Source organism: Halorubrum distributum JCM 13561 (genome assembly GCF_000337395.1).
Taxonomy (GTDB): domain Archaea; phylum Halobacteriota; class Halobacteria; order Halobacteriales; family Haloferacaceae; genus Halorubrum; species Halorubrum distributum.
Map to the genome: position 1 here is coordinate 29146 of NZ_AOJF01000054.1, position 19392 is coordinate 48537.

General features: G+C 71.9%; 18 protein-coding genes. 6 read left to right on the forward strand and 12 right to left on the reverse strand.

The window, feature by feature from the left end:
• Window positions 1-45 precede the first annotated feature (45 nt).
• The 5 genes from yciH to C470_RS12580 form a co-directional block, all read right to left on the reverse strand.
• Window positions 46-339, reverse strand: coding sequence for a stress response translation initiation inhibitor YciH (gene yciH / locus C470_RS12560; protein ID WP_004596695.1), 294 nt, complete (start codon window positions 337-339; stop codon window positions 46-48).
• A gap of 54 nt (window positions 340-393) precedes the next feature.
• Window positions 394-2682, reverse strand: coding sequence for a transglutaminase TgpA family protein (locus C470_RS12565; RefSeq protein WP_008367686.1), 2289 nt, complete (start codon window positions 2680-2682; stop codon window positions 394-396).
• Window positions 2679-3863 carry a DUF58 domain-containing protein gene (locus tag C470_RS12570; RefSeq protein WP_008367688.1) on the reverse strand — a complete coding sequence of 395 codons (1185 nt, stop codon included), beginning with the start codon at window positions 3861-3863 and terminating at the stop codon, window positions 2679-2681. The genes C470_RS12565 and C470_RS12570 overlap by 4 nt, the downstream gene beginning before the upstream one ends.
• Window positions 3864-3894: 31 nt before the next feature.
• Window positions 3895-4941 carry an AAA family ATPase gene (locus tag C470_RS12575; RefSeq protein WP_007996732.1) on the reverse strand — a complete coding sequence of 349 codons (1047 nt, stop codon included), beginning with the start codon at window positions 4939-4941 and terminating at the stop codon, window positions 3895-3897.
• Between the two features lie 248 nt (window positions 4942-5189).
• Window positions 5190-6521, reverse strand: a complete 1332-nt coding sequence (locus C470_RS12580; RefSeq protein ID WP_008367693.1) for a dihydroorotase — start codon at window positions 6519-6521, stop codon at window positions 5190-5192.
• Window positions 6522-6654: 133 nt separating this feature from the next.
• Here C470_RS12580 and C470_RS12585 point away from each other — a divergent pair, with 133 nt between their 5' ends.
• From C470_RS12585 to serS, 4 genes are all read left to right on the forward strand, one after another.
• The gene (locus C470_RS12585; protein WP_008367694.1) at window positions 6655-7203 is read left to right on the forward strand and encodes a hypothetical protein; all 549 of its coding nucleotides are present in this window, start codon (window positions 6655-6657) and stop codon (window positions 7201-7203) included.
• A 98-nt stretch (window positions 7204-7301) separates the two neighbouring features.
• Entirely contained in the window at window positions 7302-7541 is a 240-nt protein-coding gene (locus C470_RS12590; RefSeq protein ID WP_008367696.1) for a hypothetical protein, read from the forward strand.
• A 384-nt stretch (window positions 7542-7925) separates the two neighbouring features.
• Window positions 7926-10007, forward strand: coding sequence for a DUF11 domain-containing protein (locus C470_RS12595; RefSeq protein WP_008367698.1), 2082 nt, complete (start codon window positions 7926-7928; stop codon window positions 10005-10007).
• A gap of 202 nt (window positions 10008-10209) precedes the next feature.
• Window positions 10210-11580, forward strand: a complete 1371-nt coding sequence (gene serS / locus C470_RS12600; protein WP_008367699.1) for a serine--tRNA ligase — start codon at window positions 10210-10212, stop codon at window positions 11578-11580.
• A gap of 124 nt (window positions 11581-11704) precedes the next feature.
• Here the strand turns inward: serS and C470_RS16160 are convergent, their stop codons facing one another.
• Both C470_RS16160 and C470_RS12605 read right to left on the reverse strand, forming a co-directional pair.
• Window positions 11705-11878 (reverse strand): hypothetical protein, encoded by a 174-nt coding sequence (locus C470_RS16160; protein WP_008367701.1) that lies wholly within the window; start codon window positions 11876-11878, stop codon window positions 11705-11707.
• Between the two features lie 79 nt (window positions 11879-11957).
• Entirely contained in the window at window positions 11958-12560 is a 603-nt protein-coding gene (locus tag C470_RS12605; protein ID WP_008367703.1) for a hypothetical protein, read from the reverse strand.
• 132 nt (window positions 12561-12692) lie between these two features.
• Here C470_RS12605 and C470_RS12610 point away from each other — a divergent pair, with 132 nt between their 5' ends.
• Window positions 12693-13190 (forward strand): hypothetical protein, encoded by a 498-nt coding sequence (locus tag C470_RS12610; RefSeq protein ID WP_008367704.1) that lies wholly within the window; start codon window positions 12693-12695, stop codon window positions 13188-13190.
• 1 nt (window position 13191) lies between these two features.
• Here C470_RS12610 and endA read toward each other — a convergent pair whose 3' ends face one another.
• Window positions 13192-14361: a tRNA-intron lyase gene (endA, locus tag C470_RS12615; protein ID WP_008367706.1), complete on the reverse strand. Its 1170-nt coding sequence runs from the start codon at window positions 14359-14361 to the stop codon at window positions 13192-13194.
• 542 nt (window positions 14362-14903) lie between these two features.
• On the opposite strand from endA, the gene C470_RS12620 reads away from it, so the two are divergent.
• On the forward strand, window positions 14904-17159 hold the full coding sequence (locus C470_RS12620) for an AAA family ATPase (RefSeq protein ID WP_008367707.1): 2256 nt from the start codon (window positions 14904-14906) through the stop codon (window positions 17157-17159).
• 39 nt (window positions 17160-17198) lie between these two features.
• Here C470_RS12620 and C470_RS12625 read toward each other — a convergent pair whose 3' ends face one another.
• From C470_RS12625 to lwrS, 4 genes are all read right to left on the reverse strand, one after another.
• The gene (locus C470_RS12625) at window positions 17199-17720 is read right to left on the reverse strand and encodes a CopG family ribbon-helix-helix protein (RefSeq protein ID WP_007345160.1); all 522 of its coding nucleotides are present in this window, start codon (window positions 17718-17720) and stop codon (window positions 17199-17201) included.
• Window positions 17721-17796: 76 nt separating this feature from the next.
• The gene (locus C470_RS12630; protein WP_007345159.1) at window positions 17797-18099 is read right to left on the reverse strand and encodes a PadR family transcriptional regulator; all 303 of its coding nucleotides are present in this window, start codon (window positions 18097-18099) and stop codon (window positions 17797-17799) included.
• Window positions 18100-18133: 34 nt separating this feature from the next.
• On the reverse strand, window positions 18134-18868 hold the full coding sequence (locus C470_RS12635; RefSeq protein WP_004596657.1) for an HAD family hydrolase: 735 nt from the start codon (window positions 18866-18868) through the stop codon (window positions 18134-18136).
• 78 nt (window positions 18869-18946) lie between these two features.
• Complete coding sequence (gene lwrS, locus C470_RS12640; protein ID WP_004596655.1) at window positions 18947-19330, reverse strand: LWR-salt protein; 384 nt, start codon at window positions 19328-19330, stop codon at window positions 18947-18949.
• Between the last annotated feature and the right edge of the window lie 62 nt (window positions 19331-19392).

The following is a 19392-nucleotide window of genomic DNA, read 5'->3' on the forward strand; positions in this document are numbered from 1 at the left end:
ACTGCGCGGAGAACCGACGCTCGACGGCGGACGGTCAGGTGACGGTCACGCGACGTTGAAACCCTTGTCGCGGAGGAAGTCCTCCACGCGACCCGAGTGGTTCCCCTGGAGCTCGATGGCGCCGTCCTCGACGGTGCCCCCGCAGGCGAACTTCGACTTGAGATCCGACGAGAGGGAGCTCAGGTCCACGTCCTTCGGGTCGAATCCTTCGATGACCGTTACCTCCTTACCGTACCTGCGCTCGTCGATGCGGATGCTGATCTGCTGGGACTCCTTCGCGACGTCCTCGCAGACGCAGAGTTCCTGGGGCAGTCCGCACGTCGAGCAGACTTCCGACATTACAGCCCGAATCTACACGATGCCCGTATTAAATAGTGTCGGGAAGCCCCCCGATCAGCGGACGAACCGCCCGATGAGCGGCAGTCGTTCGAGAGCGAGGCGGCGCACGGCCCGGCGGGCCGCGTCGGCCTCGTCGCGGGTCACCGATCCGGCGTACGCGGCGCGCTCGTACGCGTCCGCGATGATCTCGACGCGCTCGTCCGCCCCGAGCGTCCGGACCGCGTCGACGTAACGCCGCGGGGTCTCCCCCGGTCGCCGCTCGCGGTAGGGCTCGGCGAGGAGGCGTTCGAGGTCGGCGAACGCCCGCTCGGCGTCCGCGGTGGGGTCGCCGGGCCGCCGCGGGAGCAACGGACCGATCCGCCGGCCCGCACGGCCCGCGAGGCCGGTCCGCCGAACGCCGGCGACGCCGAGCCCTGCGACGATCAACCAGTAGAGCGCGGTCTCCGGGTCGGGGAGCGGGTCGAACGGGCCGTCGCTCCCGCTCGCCCCGGTCCCCGCTGCCGGGCCGGTGGCCGTCGACGGCGCGGTTCCCGTCTGCGTGCCGTCGAGCTGCGCGATGCCACCGGGGCCGAGCGTCCTCGCCTCTCCCGCGGCGGTCTCGTTTCCGCTCGTCACGTTGCCCGCACCGGGAGTCGGCGTCCGCGGATCGTCGGTCGCCTCCGCGTCGGTCTCGTCCGGCTCGGTCTCCGTCGCCGCGTCCGGCGCGGACGCCTCGGTGTCGACGTCTTCGGCGCCGTCGGCGCGGGCCTCCGCGAGTCGCGTCTCTCGGGCCTCGTCGCGCGGGTCGGACGGGGTCGGGTCGAACGCCACCCAGCCGTGGTCGGGCACGTAGATCGACACCCACGCGTGGGCGTTCTGTCCGCGGACGACGTACTCGTCGTCGCCCACCCGCTCGCCGGGCGTGTAGCCGGTCTCGAACCGCGTGGGGATGCCCTGCGACCGGAGCATCGCCGCCATCGTCGTCGCGAAGTACACGCAGTAGCCGGCGTCCATCTCGAAGAGGAACGCGTCCGCCACGTCGCCCTCGGGCTCCTCGACGGTCAGCGAGTAGTCGTACTCCGAGCGCAGGTACGCCTCGATCGCGGCCGCCCGCTCGTACGGCGACTCCGCGTCCGCCGCGGCCACGATCTCCTCGGTCCGCTCGCCGACCCGGTCGGGCGTGCTCTCGGGCAGCTGCGTGTACCGCTCCTCGATCGCCGCCGGGTAGTCGGTGCTGGCGTTGCGGAGCGTCGCGGGGTCGGCGTCGAGGACGCGGCTCTCGACGGTCACCTGATCGCCCGGTTCGAGCGAGCTCGCGAGCCGGAGACTGCCGCGCTCGTCGGCCTCGACCGCGCCCCCGCCAGAGGCCGAGACCGGCTTCCACGGCGCCGGGAGCGCGCTCGACTCGGTCTCCGCGGTGATCGTCGTCTCGACGCTGTCGTTCGCTCCCGGCGGGGCCGGCAGCGACTCGTTGACCGCGGTCCGCTCGCCGGTCCGGACCCAGCCGTCGCCGGTGTAGGTGTCGTACGCGCCCGTGTGCCAGTTCCGCTCGACCGGGCTCTCGATCGTGTATCGGACCTCGGGCGAGAGCCGCGTCGACCCGACCACCTCCAGCTCGTCGTCGCCGCTCAGGCTCGACTCCAGCGTCGCCGAGCCGCGGTCGAGCCCCAGCGGCGCCGCCGCGCCCGCCGGGATCACGGTAACCGTCGCGCTCGCGACGACCATCGCCGCCACCACCAGCGCGAACGTGCCGGCGTGGCCGCGGCGCCGGCTCGGGGTCGACAGCGTGGAGAGCCCCACCGCGAGCGCGAGGCCGACGACGCCGGCGACCGCGGCGCCCGTCCCGGCGTCGCCGGTGAGCACGAGGAAGCCGAGGGTCCCGCCCGCGACCGCCGCGGCCGCGACGTGGCGCCCGCGCCCCGCGAAGTAGCCGACGAGGAACGTCGGCACCGGCGCCACCGCGAGCACCCAGACGTCCGCGAGCGCAAGCCGCAGCACGGAGAGCCCGGTCGACAGCGCGAGGAGGTCCAGGGCGACGCTCCGGACCGTGAACAGCGCGCGCTGGCTCGCGGGGATGGCGAGGAAGTAGCCCGCGAGCCCCGCGACGAACAGCGCCCCGGCCAGCCACAGCGCGGTCCGCTCGCCGACGGCCCGTGCCAGCGCGAGCCCGCCGAGCCCCGCGAGCGCGACGACCGCCGCGGTCCGCCCGGTCCCGCCGACGACGTTCGTCACCTCGAAGAACACGGCGAGGTACGCCGCGGCGACGACCGCGACGCCGACGACCGCCGGGTCGGCCAGCCGTCGGTCGGCCTCGTCGGAACCGCCCCCGGAGAGGCGCTCCCGGACGGTCGGGCGCCGACTCACGGCGACGCCACCTCCCGTCCGTCCGCCGCATCGTCGGCCCGCCTCCTCTCGGCGTCGTCGCCCGTCGTGCGCTCGCCCTCCGCCTCGCGGCGCAGGTCGGCGAACGAGACGGAGCGGTCGCCCGCGCGGAACCGAGCGCCGTCCGCGTCGGCGACGATCGTCACGTCGGCCTCGTCGTCGGTCACCGCGCCCGGGCCGGTCCGCGCCGCGAGCTCCAGCACCTCGCGGCGGCCGCGGCCGCCCGGCGCCGCCGAGACGCGCCCGCCGGGCAGCCGGACGTCGACCGGGACGCCGTCGTCGAGCAGCGCCAGCGCGAGGCTCGCCGTCGCCCGGGCGAGCTCGTCGGCCGCGGCCGCGCTCGCGGAGCGGTCGGCCGCCGAGTCGCCGCCGCGGGCGGCGGCGCCGAACCCCGAGCGCTCCCGGCCGTCGCGGTCGCCGCGCCCTCTCGCCTCCCCGCCGCGCACCTCCGTGCCGCCCGCGATCGTCACCCGGTTCCGGGCGGTCTCGGCCGCGAACTCCTTGACGACGATCTCGTCGCGCTTCGCGGTCGTCGCCCAGTGGACGTCGCGGACCGCGTCGCCGCGGGTGTACTCCCGGAGGCGGTCGAACTCCTCGCGCCGGCGGCTCACGTCGACCGCGTCGGCCGCGTACAGCTCGCGGCGGAACCGCGTCGGGACCGGGTCCCGGGGCGGGTACACGGTCACCGCGTCCGTCTCGTCGACGACCAACTCGCGCTCGAAGAGCCCGAACACGTCGGTCACGGTCAGGTCGACGGGACCGAGCGTCCGCTCGCCGCGCTCGCGGTACGCGACGGCGTACGACACCGGTTCGGTGCCGACGGCCGCCCGGATCGGCGCCGTCGGCCCCTCGAGACCCGCGTCGACTTGGACGCGTACGTCGGCGAGGAACGAGGGGCCACTCGCCTCGCCGTCCCGGGCCGCCTCGGGGCCGAACTCCAGGCGGACCTCGCGCGTCTCCCCGACGAACCCGTCGGGGGGCGTCACGTGGCGGACCGCGGGGACGTCGACGCGCGATACCTGGACGTAGCCGGCCGCGAGCGCGATGGCGACCGGGATCACGATCGCGTCGAGCGCGCGCCCGCCGGCGGCGAGCGCGCTGGCGGCCGCGACGAGACCGACGACGCCGGCGACGCGTCCCCGGCGGGTGAGTTCGGGGGTCATCGGGACGAGGGGAGCGTCGGGGTCATCGGCGTCACTCCACGCGGATCCGGTCGAGGGCGTCGTCGACGACGTCCGCGCCGTCGGTCCCGCCCGACTCGGTCCGGATGCGATGCGAGAGCACGGTCGGCGCCTCGGCCTGCACGTCGTCGGGGATCACGTATCCGCGGCCGTCGAGCGCGGCGCGGGCCTGCGACGCGCGGATCAGCGCGAGGCTCCCGCGCGGGCTCGCCCCGAGCCTCGCGTTCCGGCGGGTGAACACCGCCAGCCGGGCCACGTACTCCCGGACCGCCTCCGAGGCCTCGATCTCGCCGACGATCCGGCGGGCCCGTCGGACGTCCGCGATCGTGGCCACGGGCTCGACCGCGTCGACCGGGTGGTCGCCGGTCAGCCGCCCGAGGATCGCCGCCTCCTCCTCGGTGTCCGGGTAGCCGAGGCGGATCTTCTTCGTGAAGCGGTCGACCTCCGCGACGGGGAGCTCGTACGTCTGTCCCGGCTCCACGTCGTTCTGGGTCGCGATCACGCAGAACGGGTCCGGCAGGGCGCGGGTCGTCCCGTCGGTGGTCACCTGGTTCTCCTCCATCGCTTCGAGCAGCGCCGACTGGGTCTTCGGCGGGGCGCGGTTGATCTCGTCGCCGAGGACGACGTTCGCGAACACCGGGCCGGGCTGGAAGTCGAACTCGTCGGTCCGGCGGTTGAACACGTTGACGCCGGTGACGTCGGAGGGCAGCAGGTCGGGCGTGAACTGGACGCGCTTGAACGAGCCGTCGATCGAGCGCGCCACCGACTTCGCGAGCGTCGTCTTCCCGACCCCGGGAACGTCCTCGACGAGGAGGTGGCCGCGCGCCAACACGGTGACGAGGACGTGTTCGACGGCGTCGCGCTTGCCGACGATCACGTCCTCGACCTCCTCGACGATCCGGTCCGCGAGCGCCGCGACGTCCGCGGGCGTCTCGGGCTCGACCGCCGCGGCGGTGCCGGCCGCCGTGCCCGTCCCCTTGCCCTCGGTCGATTCCGTCTCGGCGTCCGCCGACTCCGCGGGACCGGCCCCGAGCGGTCCCGACTCTCCGGGGTCCGTCATGGTCGGTCGTCCTCGTCGGGGTCGGGTTCCCGTCCGGAGACGACCGTGCGAATGCTCCCCGTGATCATCGATATACCCCGGGTAAGGCGAGCAACGGCATATGCGTTCCGCCGGCGGCGGTCCGCTCGTCGCGGCCGATTTCGGCGTTTCGGGTCCTCGGCGCTTCGTCGTCTCGGCGTTTCGGGTCCTCGGCGTCTCGGCGTTTCACCCAGTCGGCGGCGACCCCGCGGACTCCCCGCGGCGCGCGACTACCGTTCCCTGACGTTCCGGCCGACCGGCTCGCCGAACGACGCGGCCCCGGTCGCCGGGTCGCGCTCGTAGACGACCTCGCCGCGGACGAGGGTCACTTCGGGGAAGACCCCGCGCAGCCCCTCGAAGGGGGTCCACGCGCAGGCGCTGTGGAGCGCGGCGGCCTCGATCTCGCGCGGGTCGGCGGTGTCGACGAGGACGAGGTCGGCGTCGCGTCCCTCCGCGACCCGTCCCTTCCGGTCGAGGCCGAAGATCTCGGCGGGGTTCGCGGCGACGACGTCGCGGACGCGTTCGAGCGACAGCTCCCCGTTCCGGGCCGATTCGAGGAGGAGCGGGTACAGCGTCTCGACCCCGGGGACGCCGCTCGGCGCGTCGACGAGCCCCCGCCGCTTCTCTCCGACCGTGTGCGGCGCGTGGTCGGTCGCGACGACGTCGACGGCGCCCTCGGCGAGCCGGGCGAACAGCGCCTCGCGGCGCTCCTCCGAGCGGAGCGGCGGGTTCATCCGCCCGAACGTCCCGAGCGAGCGCGCCCGCTCCCGCGAGAGGTAGAGGTGGTGCGGCGTCACCTCGCAGGTCGCGGTCGACCCGCTCTCGCGGGCCTCGGCGACGGCGTCGACCGCTTCCGGCGTCGAGGTGTGCGCGACGTGGACCCGCGCGTCGCGGTCGGCGGCCGCCGCGAGCGCGCGCTCGACGGCGGCGTACTCCGCGTCGGCGGTCCGGTAGGCGGACCACGCGTCCGCGGTCGCGGCCGTGCCGACGCCGCCGAGGTCGCCGTCGAGCGCCGACTCGTCGAACAGCGTCGCGTCCTCGGCGTGGACGGTGACCGGTACGTCGCGGGCCGCGGCCGCGTCGAGCGCGTCGGCGAACAGGTCGGCGTCGATCCCCATGTCGCCCGTCGAGTCCGCGAGGAACACCTCGCCGAGCGCGAAGAGGGGGCGCTCGAAGAGGCTCTCGGGGTCCCACTCCTCCGTGACGCCGCCGTTGATGCCGTAGTCGACGAGCGAGTCGGCCGCGAGCGCGGCCTTCTCGTCGAACGCCGCGCCGTCGACGGTGGGCGGCGAGGTGTTCGGCTGGTCGACGACGGTCGTGACGCCGCCCGCGGCCGCGCTCTCGGACCCCGACGTCCACGTCTCCTTGTGGCCCCCGCCCGGCTCGCGGAAGTGGACGTGGACGTCGACCGCGCCCGGGAGGAGGTGTCTGCCCCGCGCTTCGAGGACGCGCTCGCCGGCGTCGGCGCCGAGCCCCTCGGCGACCGCGGCGATCCGTCCGTCGTCGCCGATCCGCACGTCTCGAACCCGGCCGTCGGCCAGCGTCGCGCCCGTGATGAGCATCGTTGTCGGCCGGTCGCGGCGAGCGGGATAAACGCTGGTGGTTCCGGGTCGGCGCGGAGGAGTCGGCTGCGGTCGCCGCGACTCACCACAAGGCACCGCAAGAGGTTTGTCGCCCGCGGCGGCTCTCTCTCGCATGGTCCCTCCTCTCTCCGCCCTCTCAGGTGCCGTTCCCCCGATCTCGGGTTCGGCCGCTTCCCTCGCAGTTCCCGCCGTCGCGGACGCGGTCGTCGGGTGGCTGTGGACGGTCGCGCTGTTCCTCTTCCCCGGCCTCGTCGCTGCGGGGTTATGCGCGCCGTTCCTCGCCGCCGAGCGCCTCCGGGCGCTGTTGCGCGCCCTGCCGCCGACGGGGCGCCTCCTCCCATCCTACCTCGGCGTCTCGATCGCGCTCTCGGTCCCGTATCTCGTCGGCGTCGCGCTCACGGTCACGCGGGCGGGCGAGGCGGGCCCCGCCTGGAGCGGGGGGTTCCTCGCCACGGCGCTGGTCGGCACCGTCCTCGTCGCCTTCGTCGCACCGGCGGTCGCCGCGGCCGGCCTCCCGCGGTTCGGGCTCGACTGGGACCCGACCGGGTACGGCCCCTCGACGTGGCTCCTCCTCGGCGGCGCGGGACTGTGGTACGCGGTCGTCGCCGCGGTCCCGCTCGTCGCGCTCGCGGTCGGGATGGCGCTACCGGGCGGGTACTGACGCCGGCGCTCCCGCGCCACACCGGGGGACCGCCGCCGGTGCCCGCGGATCGCTCGACTCCGTAAGTTTTGTTGGCTCGCGCGAACAGGTGCGGGCGCATGCTCCCCGCACCGTTTCGGCTGTTCTTCGCCGCCGTCCCCCTCCTCGTCGCCGCCGGGGCGCTGACGATGGCGGCGTTCCCGCGAAAGATGACGAGCTGGCAGACCCGATCGCCCGACCGCTCGACGCAGCGAATCGAACCGAGCGACACGCGGATCCTCATGATGCGCGTGATGGGCGTCGTCGTCGCCGCGCTCGCACTGTTCATGCTGTACGGCGTCTTCACCGTGATCCCCTGACCGGGAGGCGGCGGCCTCCGTGGCCGGTTACTCCCCTCAAATACGTCCGACCCGTCGTGGCGGAACGGGGACGCTCGGTATTCTGCCCCGACGATAGATATATATGGAGTGCTTTCCTAATCATAAGAATACTCATAAATTGTATCCTACACTTACTGCCCGGTAGGGTGTGGTTCCATGCCAGACTATGACAACCACAGACCAGCTCAACGGAAGCGGACTCTCCGCTCACAGACGCCTCGATCGACCCGGATCTCCCCGGGATCAATCCCCGCGGACCCGGTCGCCTCGAACTCGAATCCGATCGAGTTCTGAGGGGCGCGGCCGTGAGACGGGCCGCTCTCTCGGCACCGCTCGGATCCCCTCGGAGAAGCGGTGGCTCCGATGACGGACGAGCGACCGATCAACCGGCGTCGTGTCCTTCAGACGGTCGGCGTGGGCGGCGCGATCTCGCTGGCCGGCTGTACTTGGCCGCCTCGCCAGTGTGACCTCTCCGTCACCAAGGCACACGTCGGCGATACCGTCTCGTACGGGACCGCCACCGAGTTCGAGATCACCGTCTGTAACGACGGCGACGGCACCTGCGAGGACACCGTGACCGTCACGGACGACCTCCCGAGCGGCGTGACGTACGCCGGGGACACCGGGACCGACTGGAACTGTACCGAGAGCGGCGGCGTCGTGACCTGCGAGCACCCCAACGCGAACGGCCTGAGCCCCGGGGACTGTCTGCCGACGCTGACCCTCGCGGTCGACGTGGGATCTCCGGACGAAGTCGGTGACGCGGTCCGCAACTGCGTCGCGGTCGAACAGGGCGATCCGAACCTGAGTTACAAGACCGACTGCGTCACCGTCCCGGTCACGAGCACCGGCGAGTGTGACCTGTCGATATCGAAGGCGCACCGCGGTGACCTCGCCGTGCCCGGTAGCGCGAGCGAGTTCGAGATCACCGTCTGTAACGAGGGAGACGGGCTCTGCCGAGGGCCGGTCCCGGTCGTCGACTCGCTGCCAAGCGGCGTGGCGTTCCTCGCCGGAAGCGGGAGCGGCTGGTCGGTCAGTGAATCGGGCGGCGTCGTCGGCGCGGAACACCAGAACAGCGGCGGCTTAGCTCCAGGGGACTGCCTCCCGACGCTCACGCTCGAGGTCGAGATCGGCTCGATAGACGAGACCGGCGACGCGATCCGCAACTGCGCGAGCGTCGAGAGCGACGACGCGGACTCGACCAACAACCGCGACTGTATCAGCGTCCCCGTCGACACGGACACCGTCGGCGGCGCCTGTGACCTCTCGATACGGAAGGAACACGACGGTGAGGCGGTCGCGCCCGGCGGCACGACCGAGTTCCAGATCACCGTCTGCAACGTCGGCGGAGAGAGCTGTCGCGGCTCGGTGCCGGTCGTCGACTCGCTGCCGAGCGGCGTGACGTTCCTCGGCGGGAGCGGGAGCGGCTGGTCGGTCAGCGAGACCGGCGGCGTCGTCACTGCGGAACACCCGAACAGCGGCGGCTTGGCCCCGGGCGACTGCCTCCCGACGCTCGCCCTCGAAGTCGAGATCGGCTCGATAGACGAGACCGGCGACGCGGTCCGCAACTGCGCGAGCATCAAGTTCGACGACGCGAACTCGGACAACAACCAGAGCTGCGTCAGCGTCCCGATCGACACGACGGGCACCGGGGGCGACTGCGACCTGTCCATCGAGAAGGTCCACGAGGCGGACAGCGTCGCGCCCGGCGACACGACCGAGTTCCAGATCACCGTCTGTAACGACGGCGACGGGCTCTGCCGTGGACCGGTCCCGGTTATCGACGCGCTGCCGAGCGGCGTGACGTTCCTCGGCGGAAGCGGGAGCGGTTGGTCGGTCAGCGAGTCGGGCGGCGTCGTCAGCGCGGAACACCAGAACAGCGGCGGCTTGGCCGCGGGCGACTGCCTCCCGACGCTCGCCCTCGAAGTCGAGATCGGCTCGATAGACGAGACCGGCGATGCGATTCGCAACTGCGCGAGCATCGAGAGCGACGACGGCAACGCCAGGAACAACCGAAGCTGCGTCAGCGTTCCGGTCCAGCCCCCGCAGGCCTCCTGTGACGGGCTCAACATCGAGAAGACGACCGGCGGCCAGTTCCAGTACGGCCAGCAGTCGAGCTACGAGATCGACGTGTGTATGCTCCAAGAGCAGACCTGTGACGGCCAGATCACCGTCACCGACACGCTGCCGGGCGGGATATCGTTCGTCTCGGCGTCCGGCAGCGGCTGGAACGCCTCGGCGAGCGGCGGAACGGTCACCGCCACGCACCCGAACAGCGGCGGACTCAGCGCGGGTCAGTGTCTCCCGACGCTCGTGTTGACCGTCGCGGTCGCGCCGGTCGACCAGTTCCCCGGCGGCTCCGACGGCGTCCAGAACTGCGCCCAGCTGTCCGCCGACGGCGCCTTCGTGGACGAGGACTGCGTCGCTCACGTGATCACTAACTAGGCCGACACCGGATCGGCCGACACCCCAGTCGGGCGGTCACGTCGGACCGCTCCCGACGCCCCGGCTCGGCGTCCGTTTTTCGCGTGTGTCTCACCCGGCCGCACGCTCCGACCACCTCACGTTCCGACCACCGCACCGCTCCGTGCGAATCGGTGCCGACGCTCCGATACGGTTTTGGGTCGCCCCGCGGAACTCCCGGTAAATGCTGTCTCGACAGTTCGTCCGGGAGAACCCCGAGGTCGTCCGCGAGGCGCTCGACAACAAGGGCGTCGACGTGGACCTCGACCGGATACTCGACGTCGACGAGGAGTGGCGGGAGCTGAAACAGCGGGGCGACGACCTGCGACACGAGCGCAACGAGGTCTCCTCGAAGATCGGCGAGCTGAAGGCGGCCGGCGAGGAGGAAGAAGCCCAAGAGGCGATCGAGCGGTCACAGGACCTCAAAGCCGAGCTTCAGGCGATCGAGGAGCGCGCCGAGGAGCTGGAGGCCGAACTGGAGGAGTCGCTGCTCGAACTCCCGCAGATCCCGCAGGAGTCGGTCCCCGTGGGCGCCGACGAGTCGGAGAACGTCGAGCGCCGCCGCGAGGGGTTCGACGACCTCCGGAACCTTCCGGACGAGGTCGAGCCCCACTACGACCTCGGCGAGGAGCTCGAGATCCTCGACTTCGAGCGCGGCGCGAAGGTCGCCGGCGGCGGGTTCTACGTCGCGAAGGGCGACGGCGCCCGCCTCGAACACGCGCTGATCCAGTTCATGCTCGACGTGCACCGCGAGCAGGGGTACGAGGACGTGTTCCCGCCGATCCCGGTTAACTCCGCGTCGATGCGCGGCACCGGCCAGCTCCCGAAGTTCACCGAGGACGCCTACCGCGTGGAGGGCACCAACGAGGACGAGTACGACGACGACGACCTCTGGCTGCTCCCGACCGCGGAGGTGCCCGTCACGAACCTCCACCGCGACGAGATCCTGCTCGGCGAGGACCTTCCCCTCAAGTACCAGGCGTACACGCCGAACTTCCGGCAGGAGGCGGGCGAGCACGGCACCGAGACGCGCGGCATCGTTCGCGTCCACCAGTTCAACAAGGTGGAGATGGTGAACTTCGTCCGGCCCGAGGAGAGCGACGAGCGCTTCGAGGGGCTCGTCGACGAGGCCGAGGAAGTGCTGCGCCGCCTCGAGTTGCCCTACCGCATCCTGGAGATGTGTACCGGCGACCTCGGGTTCACGCAGGCGAAGAAGTACGACGTCGAGGTGTGGGCGCCCGCCGACGACATGGACGAGGGACCGGAGCGGGGCGGCCGCTGGCTGGAGGTCTCCTCGGTCTCGAACTTCAGGGACTTCCAGGCGCGCCGCGCGGGGATCCGCTACCGCGAGGAGCACCACGAGTCGGCCGAGTTCCTCCACACCCTGAACGGCTCGGGGCTCGCGGTCCCGCGGATCGTCGTCGCCATCCTGGAGTACTACCAGAACGACGACGGCACCGTCACCGTCCCCGAGGCGCTGCGGCCGTACATGGGTGGGACGGAGATCATCGAGGGCCACGACGCGGTCGGCGAATCGAAGCTCGGCGGGGAGTAGTACCAGTTCGCGTCCGAATAGGACGGATTCGAAGGCGGTCTGCGCCTCCGGTATTGAACGTTCGAAACGCATCGGTACCACACCGACGAATCGAAGACTCGACGTCGGTCGCCGAATCGGGTCTCTATACCCCTGCTAATTCGTCAGCAACCGCCTCTCCGTCGTCAAGCAGTTTCTTCGAGGCACGAGCCGCTTCTGCGTCCGGCTGGCCGATCGATGCGGCGAGTGCGTCGAATCCGAGGACGTCGTCGAAATAGAGGTCGACGACGATCTCGTACGCGCGCTCTTCTTTTCTCATCTCGTTTGATTACCGCCGAGGCGTGTTCGCATGTCTCCTCTGCGGACCTATGACTGGGTCCAAAACGGTCCGACCGCCGCTACTGGTTCTCCAAGGCGTCGAGGATGCACGCGGCGGCGACGACCGCCTCCTTCGGCACGTCGCTCGCGTCGTCGATGGTGACGGTGTAGGCGTCCCGCATCGAGAACTGCCCCTCGATGTCGCCGACGTGGCCGCCGTCGGCGTCGAATATCTCGTACTTGTTCGGGATCAGGTTCGCGGCGCCGACGAGGTGGCGGAGCCCCGACAGCAGCTTGTTCTTCGATTTGATCGTCGCCAGCGCCTCGCCCGTCTCGGGGTCGCGGACCGTCCAGTTCTCGACGAACAGCGAGTAGTCCTCGTCCAGCACGACCACCTCCTCGCCGGTGCCCGCGTCGATGATCGCGTAGTTGCCGCCGATGTCGACGATGCCGCCCGCCTTCACCGAGAAGGCGTCCTCGTCGTCGCCGGTGACGAACGGGAACTCCTCTTTCAGCTTGAACATCTTCTGTTTCCCGCGGAGGACGACGTTTCCGGCGCTGTCGCGGACGGTGTACTTGTTCCGGACCAGCGACTGTTTCACCTCGTAGCGGTCGTCGCTGAGGTCGACGGTCGAGATGTCGTACTCGTCCGACTCGGACGGGAACATGGAGGGATCGTCCATGGGTGGCGAAGGGCGTCACCGCCGGAAAAAACCTCCCGTTCTCCCGACGACGTCCGCGCTCGGAAGCCGTGGTTCAAGCGACCGTTGTAGCCTCCGGCACCCATTTTTGAACGGCGAGCGGTCGTCCCGGGTATGCCTCGGCTCGCGCTCGTCGCGGTCGCTTGCCTCGTCGTTCTCACCGGCTGCCTGTCCGGCGGTTCGCCGGCCTGTCCCGCGATCGGACCGGACGGCGAGCGGGTCGACGACCCGGTGTGTCCGGAGGAACGGGCGGGCGGCCTCTCGCTGTCCCTCGAACGGGACGCGGATATCGTCCGCGTCACCGCCACGAACGTCGGGGACGAAGCGGTGCCGGTCAACCCGGACCAATGGGTCGTCTTCCGGAACGCCGCGGCGCGGGGAGCCGACGCCCCCGAGTGGGAGACGGCCGCGAACGCCCCGGCGGGCACCCACAACCTGACCGTCCGGGAGCTGGCCCCGGGCGAGACGGAGACGTGGGAGGTCCGCTACGACCCGACCGCGCCGGACGCGTCGGACCGCCGCGACGCGGTGCTACACCGGTCGGGCGAGTACGCCTTCTCGCTCAGGGCGAGCGATCGAACCTACGTCGTTCCATTCGAGATCGAGGACTGAGCTACGGCGTCAGCCGGTCGACCGAGAGCCACTCCACGTCGGCGCCGATCGGCGCGTCGGCGGCGTCGTCGCCGGAGTGCTCGCCGCCGACTGCCGTCAGCGCGAACACCATCTCCTTGCGGACGCCGCCCGCGAGGCGCACGTCGAGCGACAGTTCGCGCGGCGAGAACTCGTGGTCGGCCTCGACGACGCGAACGAGGTGTTCGGAGTGCGGGAGGTCGTCGACCGTCTCCACGTCGAGGTACGTCCGGAAGTCGGCGCCGAACTTGAAGCCGGTCTTCGGCACCGCGTCGGCCGCGCGGAGGCGCTTATAAATCGCGAGCCGACGGTCGAAGCGCTCGCCCTCCACGTCGCGGCCGCGAGCGACGACTCGGGCGGCCGCGTCGCCGGAGTCCGCGTCCGCGACGCTGCCGTCGTTCCCCGCGTCTCCGACCGACGCCGACAGCGACAGCCGCCCGTCCGCGGCCAGCGACGCGGCCTCGACCAGCGAGAGCTGGAGCGCGCCCTCCACGTCGGCCGCCCGCCCGGTGAGCGGCCGCCCGTAGAAGCCGCGCTCGTAGAGGCCCTCGGGGGCGTCCCAGACGACCACGCGGTCGGCGAGGAGCACGCCCCGCAGGTCGGCGGGGGGCTCGTAGTCGGTCGCGCCGTCGATGGCGCCCGCCTCGGCCGCGAAGTAGGTGATGTCGGACTCCTCGTCGACGACCGCGAGGGTGCGCCCGGCCAGTTCCGCGGCCGCGACGGACTCGCGCTCGCCGACGACCTGGATCGGGTACTTCACGTTGCCCGTGTCGGGCGTCTCGCCGCGCTCGTAGGCGACGAAGTCGACCGCGTCGCTCTCCGCGTCGCGGCCGCCCGGCCACGGATCCCGGGCCGGCGAGAGGTAGAAGCCGCGGTCGCGCAGGTCGGAGTAGACGAGGAAGCGCACCGCGAAGCGGTCGGCCGCGGCCGCGCTCGCGACGAAGAAGCGCTCGAAGCCGACGGGATCTGACTCATCGCTCAGCGTTATCCCGGAGAGGTCGCCGCGGAACAGCAGGTGCGCGGCCTCGACCCGCGAGAGCGCGATCTCGTTGCCGTCGAGCGGCCGCCCGTACCCCCGGGCGTCGTAGAAGCGCTGGCGGGCGTCCCCGCCGACGCGGACCGCGTCGCCCCGCAGGTGTCCCGTCGGTTGCATACCAGTCACCGCGGCCGGCCGAGGGAAGGGGGTTGCGGTCGATACGCGCGGGAGTGCGGTGACTCGGATCGAGCAGTGGTATATTTATAAGCAAGCGGCGATGCCGCGGAGAACACCTCCAACGCCCCAACCGGTCGTTTATAAACGAGTGCCGACGGACCGGCGGAGAACTCCTCCAAAGCCCCAGCCGGGAGGGCCGCGCACACTCGTTGCGCTCCTCGGTCGCTCACTCCGTTCGCTCCCTGCGGTGCTTACGTCGTCTCCGCGGCCCTCCCGGCTGCCCCTTTGAGTCCCACCCGACAGCGACCGCACAGCACCTCTCACCTCCCCAGCCTCGTCGCTCGCGCCTTATAAAGGCGCTCGCGACTCCCTCGCGCGTGCGACTCGCGCCCCGCGGGCGCTCGTCGGTACGCGCCGCCGCAGTCGATGTTTATAAGCAATCGTCGCTACCCTCCGGCCGTTTTGGATCCGCGTCTCCGGGCGGGAACCGACTCACGACGGCGTCGGACAAGGATAAAGAGCCGCGGGCGAGAACGTGGCCTATGAACGACACCGCAGGGCTCCGGCTCACGGTGCGTGCCGCCGAGAAGCGGGACGCGGGCCGGGGCATCGCCAGGCTCCCCGAGTCGGCCCGCAAGCGGCTCGCCCTCCTCAGCGGCGACACGGTCGAGGTGCGCGGCGAGCGCACCGCGGTCGCGAAGGTGTGGCCGGGCGGCCCCGACGCCCCCGACGGCTCCGTCCTCATCGACGCCGACACCCGCGCGAACGCCGGCGTGAAGGTCGGCGACACCGTGACGATCGCGCCCGTCGACGTCTCGGACGCCGACCGCGTGACGCTGACGGCGCCCGGCCGCCTCGCCGAGGTGGACGTGAGCCGCGAGGTCGTCGAGCGCGCCCTCTCCCGCGAGCTCCGCGACCGTCCCGTCACCGAGGGCGAGGCCGTCCACGTCGAGCGGCTCGGCGGGCTCCGCTTCGTCGTCGCCCGGACGGCGCCCGCGGGGACCGTTCGGGTCACGTCGTCGACCGACGTGTCGGTCGAGTACGAGGGTGACGTGGGGGCCGCGAGCGATCGCGGCGACGCACGGGCGGATGCGAGAAACGACGGAGCCGACGCCGACCGGTCCGCACCTGCCGCCGACTCGGGGACCGACCTGCCCGGAGACGACGCCCGCCCGAAGTCCGGCGAGTCGCCGCCCGCCGAGCACACCGCGGGCGCGACCTACGAGGACATCGGCGGGCTCGACGAGGAGCTGGAACTGGTCCGCGAGACCATAGAGCTCCCGCTCTCGGAGCCGGAAGTGTTCACCCGGCTCGGCATCGACCCGCCGAAGGGCGTCCTCCTTCACGGCCCGCCGGGGACCGGGAAGACGCTCATCGCTCGGGCCGTCGCCAACGAGGTCGACGCGACGTTCATCACCGTCGACGGCCCGGAGATCATGTCGAAGTACAAGGGCGAGTCCGAGGAGCGCCTGCGCGAGGTGTTCGAGCGCGCGAGCGACGACGCCCCGGCGATCGTCTTCTTCGACGAGATCGACTCGATCGCGGGCAAGCGCGACGACGGCGGCGACGTGGAGAACCGCGTCGTCGGCCAGCTGCTCTCGCTGATGGACGGCCTCGACGCCCGCGGCGACGTGATCGTCATCGGCGCGACGAACCGCGTCGACACCATCGACCCGGCGCTCCGGCGGGGCGGGCGGTTCGACCGCGAGATCGAGATCGGCGTCCCCGGCGAGGCGGGCCGCCGCCAGATCCTCGACGTCCACACGCGGCGGATGCCGCTGGCCGACGACGTCGACTTAGACCGGATCGCGAGCCGGACGCACGGCTTCGTCGGCGCCGACATCGAGGGGCTCGCACAGGAGGCGGCGATGACGGCCCTGCGGCGCGCGCGCCAGGACGACGCGAGGGCGCTCAACGACGTGACCGTCGGGAAGGCGGACTTCGAGGCCGCCCACGCGAGCGTCGAGCCGAGCGCGATGCGCGAGTACGTCGCCGAGCAGCCGACCACCGACTTCGCCGACGTCGGCGGGCTCGACGACGCGAAAGAGGAACTGGAACGCGCCGTGACGTGGCCGCTGTCGTACGGGCCCCTCTTCGACGCCGCGGGCGCCGACCCCCCGACCGGCGTCCTGCTGTACGGGCCGCCGGGGACCGGGAAGACGCTGCTCGCCCGCGCCATCGCCGGCGAGAGCGGCGTCAACTACATTCAGGTCGCCGGCCCCGAACTCCTCGACCGGTACGTCGGCGAGTCGGAGAAGGCGGTCCGCGAGCTGTTCGACCGCGCGCGGCAGGCGGCGCCCGCCATCATCTTCTTCGACGAGATCGACGCGGTCGCGACCGACCGCGACGCCGCCGGGGGCGACGGCTCCGGCGTGAGCGAGCGCGTCGTCTCCCAGCTCCTGACCGAGCTCGACCGCGCCAGCGACAACCCGAACCTCGTCGTCCTCGCGGCGACCAACCGGCGGGACGCGCTCGACCCCGCGCTGCTCCGTCCCGGTCGCCTGGAGACTCACGTCGAGGTGCCGGAGCCGGACCGCGAGGCGCGCCGCAAGATCCTGGAGGTCCACACCCGCGGGAAGCCGCTGACCGACGACGTCGACTTAGAGCGGGTCGCCGACGAGACGGAGGGGTACTCCGGCGCGGAGATCGCCTCGCTGACGCGGGCGGCCGCGATGCGCGCCATCGAGCGCGTGGCCGACGAACACGGCGAGGCCGCCAACGACCACGCCGACGAGGTGGGGGTCACCGACGAGGACTTCGACGCCGCGCTCGACTCCGTCCGCCCCGAGACCGCCTGAAGGAGGGACAACTGCGGGTCGGTCCGGCTCGGTCCGCCCTCAGTCGTCTTCGGCGGTCGCGCCCGCTTCCGTCTCGTCCTCCTCGTGCGCGTCGCCCTCGGCCTCGCCGCTCCCGTGCCCGGCGTGTGCGCGGGCCTCACCGAGCGCGCCGGCGCCGAACTCGTCGACGGGCGTGACGCTGTAATCGACCGTGAGCGTGTCCTTCGTCGCCCGGACCTTCCCCACGAACGCCGATATCTCCTCGAGGCCGCCCTCCAAGACGAACAGCTCCATACAGTACTGCGAGCCCACGTGGCTGTGGAAGTTCGAGGCGACGATCCCCTCCTGCTCGTGTCGCAGCCGCATCATCCGCTCCTCGACGTTCGTCGTCTCGTAGTTGAACAGGACCGTCACCACGGCCATCAGCGCGCGGTCCTCCAGCTTCGCGTCCTCGAACTCGCCGAGGAGGTTCCGGGAGGCCTCGCGGACGACTTCGCTGCGGCCCGTGTACCCGTGTTCGTCCGCGAACTGGTCGATCCGATCGAGCAGCTCCTCCGGCATGGACACGCTGACGACGGTCATATGTTAATCCACGCCGGCGGAGTTGTTAATCCTTGAGGTCCGGGCCGTGACGCCCCGCCCCGCGCCCGCCGCCTCGCTACGCACCGTCGTCGTCGCCGTCGCCGCCCTCGATTCGCTCGCCGAGCCAGGCGTAGTGGTCGAGCAGCGCGGCCTCGCCCGCCTCGGTGAGCGCGTACACGTCGGCGATGCCCTCGGTCCGCCGGTCGAGGTAGCCGGCCTCGACGAGCGCGGAGAGGGTGCCGTAGAAGGAGCCGGGATCGATCCGCTCGTCGTAATGGGATTCGAGCCGGCTCTTCGCCGACTGCGCGCGCAGCTCGCCGTGGTCGTACAGGAGCGCGCAGAGGTCGCGGCGCCGACCGCTGTGGAACCACTTGGTCATGGTCGGCGCCTCGCCCCGCGGGCTGATAAATCGCTCACGACGCGTCGGCCGGCCCGCCGGCGCCGACCGCGCCGTCGGAGTCGACGCGCACGCCGCCGCGGCGGTCGGCGTCGCTCCCGTCGCCGCCGACCAGCTCGTCGAGGCGGCTCACGCGCCGGTCGCCGAGGACGCACCGCCCGCGCTCGTCGTGGCCGACGCGCTCGACGTGGACCGCGTCGAGGCCGGCGTTCCAGGCGGCGGCCACGTCGCTCTCGCCGTCGCCGACGTAGTAGCCGCGGTGCCGGCCCGCCTCGACGCCGAGCGACTCCATCGCGGCCTCGATCGGGTCCGGCTCCGGCTTCCACCCCGTCTCGTCGGTGCAGCAGACGACCGCGTCAAATCGGTGGTCGAGGTCGACGCGGTCGAGGACCGGCTCCGCGAGGAACTCCTGACAGTGGGTGACGAGGCCGGTCGGCCCGCCGACCTCGCTCACGCGGTCGAGCAGGCGCGCGGCGTCGTCGTGGAGGTACGTCGCCTCCGCGCGGGCCGCGGGGTCCTCCACGGCGTGGAACGCGGGCCAGAACGCGTCGGGGTCGACCCCCATCCCGCGGAGCGTCTCGGCGCGAGAGCCGCCGAGCCCGTGCCAGAGGACGCGCGCCTCCCGGTCCGAGAACTCGCGGTCCAGCCGGTCGCCGACGCGGTCGAACACCGCACGGGTGTACTCCCACTCGGCGTCGACGAGCGTCCCGTCGAGGTCGAACAGGTGGAAATCGTAGTCGGCGACGGTCATGGATCGCTCCGTACGCCGGCGGCGGGCAAGTGCGTTGCGGGTTCGGAGCGGCCGGGGCTCTGACCCCTCGCCTCCCGCTCAGTCCCGGACGTGGACCGACGAGCCGAGGTACTTGCGGAGGACCTCGTCGACCGAGTCGGCGTTGAACCGGTCGAGATCCGCGGCGATAGCGTCCTTTAGCGCGTCCAGGTACGCCTCGTCGGTGCGGAGCTCCCGGAAGTCGGCGGCGGCGACTTCGGCGCCCGGGGCGTCGGCGATCCCGAGCCGCTCCGCCGCCAGCCGTCGGAACGAGGGTTCGTCGCCGATCCCGCCGCGCCACAGGCGGTCGCGGAAGAACAGCCAGCCGTCGGTCTCGGGCTCCACTGCCGGAAGCTCCATCGTCGTCTCGAACCGGTCGGGGTCGACGGCGGCGGCCCGGGGATCGAGCCGGACCGTGACGCGAAAGACGTACGCGGCCTCCATCTGTGGGCCTGAGGACCGGCCGGAGAATAAAAGTACATACCGCTCGGCCGTCTGAGTCAGGG

Excerpts from the sequence above, each read along its gene's own strand:
- yciH (WP_004596695.1), bottom strand. The coding sequence starts at position 339 with ATGTCGGAAGTCTGCTCGACGTGCGGACTGCCCCAGGAACTCTGCGTC.
- C470_RS12570 (WP_008367688.1), bottom strand. The coding sequence starts at position 3,863 with ATGACCCCCGAACTCACCCGCCGGGGACGCGTCGCCGGCGTCGTCGGT.
- C470_RS12575 (WP_007996732.1), bottom strand. The coding sequence starts at position 4,941 with ATGACGGACCCCGGAGAGTCGGGACCGCTCGGGGCCGGTCCCGCGGAG.
- C470_RS12580 (WP_008367693.1), bottom strand. The coding sequence starts at position 6,521 with ATGCTCATCACGGGCGCGACGCTGGCCGACGGCCGGGTTCGAGACGTG.
- C470_RS12585 (WP_008367694.1), top strand. The coding sequence starts at position 6,655 with ATGGTCCCTCCTCTCTCCGCCCTCTCAGGTGCCGTTCCCCCGATCTCG.
- C470_RS12590 (WP_008367696.1), top strand. The coding sequence starts at position 7,302 with ATGCTCCCCGCACCGTTTCGGCTGTTCTTCGCCGCCGTCCCCCTCCTC.
- C470_RS12595 (WP_008367698.1), top strand. The coding sequence starts at position 7,926 with ATGACGGACGAGCGACCGATCAACCGGCGTCGTGTCCTTCAGACGGTC.
- serS (WP_008367699.1), top strand. The coding sequence starts at position 10,210 with ATGCTGTCTCGACAGTTCGTCCGGGAGAACCCCGAGGTCGTCCGCGAG.
- C470_RS16160 (WP_008367701.1), bottom strand. The coding sequence starts at position 11,878 with ATGAGAAAAGAAGAGCGCGCGTACGAGATCGTCGTCGACCTCTATTTC.
- C470_RS12605 (WP_008367703.1), bottom strand. The coding sequence starts at position 12,560 with ATGGACGATCCCTCCATGTTCCCGTCCGAGTCGGACGAGTACGACATC.
- C470_RS12610 (WP_008367704.1), top strand. The coding sequence starts at position 12,693 with ATGCCTCGGCTCGCGCTCGTCGCGGTCGCTTGCCTCGTCGTTCTCACC.
- endA (WP_008367706.1), bottom strand. The coding sequence starts at position 14,361 with ATGCAACCGACGGGACACCTGCGGGGCGACGCGGTCCGCGTCGGCGGG.
- C470_RS12620 (WP_008367707.1), top strand. The coding sequence starts at position 14,904 with ATGAACGACACCGCAGGGCTCCGGCTCACGGTGCGTGCCGCCGAGAAG.
- C470_RS12625 (WP_007345160.1), bottom strand. The coding sequence starts at position 17,720 with ATGACCGTCGTCAGCGTGTCCATGCCGGAGGAGCTGCTCGATCGGATC.
- C470_RS12630 (WP_007345159.1), bottom strand. The coding sequence starts at position 18,099 with ATGACCAAGTGGTTCCACAGCGGTCGGCGCCGCGACCTCTGCGCGCTC.
- C470_RS12635 (WP_004596657.1), bottom strand. The coding sequence starts at position 18,868 with ATGACCGTCGCCGACTACGATTTCCACCTGTTCGACCTCGACGGGACG.
- lwrS (WP_004596655.1), bottom strand. The coding sequence starts at position 19,330 with ATGGAGGCCGCGTACGTCTTTCGCGTCACGGTCCGGCTCGATCCCCGG.